This window comes from Herpetosiphonaceae bacterium, from assembly GCA_036374795.1.
Lineage (GTDB): Bacteria > Chloroflexota > Chloroflexia > Chloroflexales > Kallotenuaceae > LB3-1.
In genome coordinates, this window is record DASUTC010000162.1 from 1 (window position 1) to 3,027 (window position 3,027).

General features: G+C 66.2%; 1 protein-coding gene. It reads left to right on the forward strand.

Annotation, left to right across the window (positions count from 1 at the left end):
• On the forward strand, nt 1-3,027 hold a 3,027-nt coding region (locus VFZ66_11610), incomplete at both ends, for an amino acid adenylation domain-containing protein (protein HEX6289833.1).

Sequence of the window (3,027 nt, forward strand, 5' to 3'; positions counted from 1 at the left end):
GATCGCGGGCCGCGCGCGCCCGGAAACCGCGCCGCTGATCGGCTGCTTTGTCAACATGCTGCCGCTGCGCCTCGATCTGCGCGACCAGCCGAGCGTGCTGGCGCTGGTGCGCCGCGTGCGCGAGGTGGCGCTCAGCGCCTATGCCCATCAGGACCTGCCCTTCGAGCAGGTGGTCGAAGCGCTGCACCCGGAGCGTCGCCTGCACCACACCCCTATCTTCCAGGTTGCCTTCTCGCTCCGCCACGCCCCGCTGGAAACCCTGCGCTTGCCAGAACTGGAATTGAGCATTGGCGATGCTTTCAGCGGCACGTCGAAGCTCGATCTGACGCTGAATATGATCGAAACGGCGGATGGGCTGCGTGGCATGTTCGAGTACAGCACCGATCTCTTCGACGCCGCGACGATCGCGCGCATGGCCGCCCATTTCCACACGCTGCTGGAGGCGATCGTCGCCAATCCCGACGAACAGATCGCCCACCTGCCGCTGCTGACCGAGGCCGAGCGCCAGCAGATGTTGATCGACTGGAACCGCTCCGGGGCTGAGTATCCGCGCGACGCCGCCGTGCATGCGCTGATCGAGGCCCAGGCCGCGCGCACGCCCCACACTCACGCGATCATCTTCGAGGGGCAAGCGCTGACGTATGCCGAGCTGAACACGCGGGCGAATCAACTCGCGCACCACCTGCGCGCGCAGGGCGTCGGGCCCGATGTGCTCGTCGCGCTGTGTGTCGAGCGGAGTCTGGAGATGATCGTCGGCATGCTGGCGATCCTCAAGGCGGGCGGCGCGTATGTACCCCTCGATCCCACCTACCCGGCTGAGCGCCTTCAGTACATGCTGTCGCACAGCCGCTCCCCGGTGCTCCTGACCCAGGCGGCGCTGGTCGCGCGCCTGCCCGAACACACGGCGCAGGTCTTCCGCCTGGATGCCGATTGGCACACCCTGGCGGCGTATCCCACCACGAATCCTGCGCGCACGGCGCTGCCGGAGCACCTGGCCTACCTGATCTTCACCTCCGGCTCGACCGGACGACCAAAGGGCGTGATGGTCACGCAGCGCGGCTTGATTAATCTGGTCCACGGCCTGCGCGCCTACTTCGACGATCCCGCCGTCCAAACGACCGGCCTGATCACGTCGATCAGCTTCGATATTTCGGTCAACCAGATCTTCCCGTCGCTGATCTTTGGCCGCACGCTGCATATCATTCCCGATGCGGTCAAGCTCGACAGCCGCGCCCTGCTGCGCTACCTCGACGACCACCAGCTCCACCTGCTCGACGCGGTGCCCTCCTACATGCAGGCCGTGCTGAACGAGGTCGCGCCGGAGCTGCCGCCGAACGCGCTGCGCTACCTGCTGATCGGCGGCGAGAAGCTGGAGCAGCGCTTGCTCCAGGCGGTCTTCGGCCAGATCGGTCCAGCCGTCGAGATCGTCAACATCTACGGCCTGACCGAGATCAGCGACATCAACGCCCTGGGCGTGATTCGTGTCGAAGACCTGGGCAAGCCGATCACGGTCGGGAAGCCCTTGCAGAACAACCGGATCTACATCCTCAACGCCGCCAACCAGCCGCAGCCCATCGGCATCGCGGGCGAGGTCTGCATCTCCGGCCAGAGCGTCTCGCGCGGCTACCTCCACCGCCCGGATCTCACCGCGGAGCGCTTCGTGCCGTGTCCGTTCGAGGATGGCGCGCTGATGGTGCGCACCGGCGACCTTGGCCGCTGGCGCGCCGATGGGACGATCGAGATCCTGGGGCGAATCGACCACCAGGTGAAGATCCGGGGCTTCCGCATCGAGACGGGCGAGATCGAGGCCGTGCTGGCGCAGCACCCGCAGGTCAGCGAGTGCGTGGTGGTGGCGCGTGAGGATACGCCGCCCGCAGGCGGGCACCCGGACATGCGGCTCGTCGCGTATGTCGTGGGAGAGCCGAAAACCAAGCACCAGGCACCGGGGGAGGATGGCTCTCAGTTCTTAGTTCCTGGTGCCGCCGCCTTGCGCCAGCATGTCGGCGCATCGCTTCCCGACTACATGGTGCCGAGCGCGTTCGTGGTGCTCGACGCGCTGCCGAAGACACCCAGCGGCAAGATCGACCGCAAGGCGTTGCCCGCGCCAGAGCTAGCGGCGGAGCTGGACGAGCGCTTCGTCGCACCGACCAATCTGATCGAGGAGCTGCTGGCGAGTATCTGGGCCAATGTGCTCCGCGTCGAGCGGGTGAGCATCCACGACAACTTCTTCAACCTGGGCGGGCACTCGCTGCTGGCAGCGCAGCTAGTCTCACGCATCCGCGAAACCTTTGGAATCGAGCTACCGCTGCGCAGCATATTCGAGGCCGCGACGCTGGCGGAGCTGGCGAGGCGGATAAGCGCGGCACCCGGCGATCTGTCGGAAGCGCAGCCACCCTTGCAGCCCGTCAGCCGCGAAGGTGCGCTGCCGCTCTCGTTTGCCCAGCAGCGACTCTGGTTTCTTGATCAGCTCGCGCCCGGCAGCACAGCCTATAACGTACCGATCGGGATGCGCCTGCGTGGATCGCTCGATGTCGCGGCGTTGCATCATAGCCTGAGCGCGATCGTCGCACGGCATGAGGTCTTACGCACCAGCTTTTCGACGGTCAACGGCAAGCCTATCCAGGTCATTGCTCCGGCAGGTCCGCTCGATCTGCCACTGCATGATCTGACCGATGTTGTCGAAGAAGCTGAGCGTCAAGCCACCGCGCGGCAGCTATCGATCGCCGAGGCACAGCAGCCCTTTGATCTAGCGCACGGCCCACTGGTGCGCGCGCGGCTCTTCCGCCTGGCAGCCGACGAGCATCTGCTGCTGGTGACGCTGCATCATATCGTCGCGGATGGCTGGTCGCTGGACGTGCTGCTGGACGAGCTTGCTGCCCTGTACACCGCGCGGGCCACCGACACTACCGCCGATCTACCCGAACTCCCGATTCAATACGCGGATTATGCGGTCTGGCAGCGCGACTGGCTCCAGGGCGCGGTGCTGGAGCGGCAGCTTGGCTACTGGCAGCAGCACCTCGCCGCCGC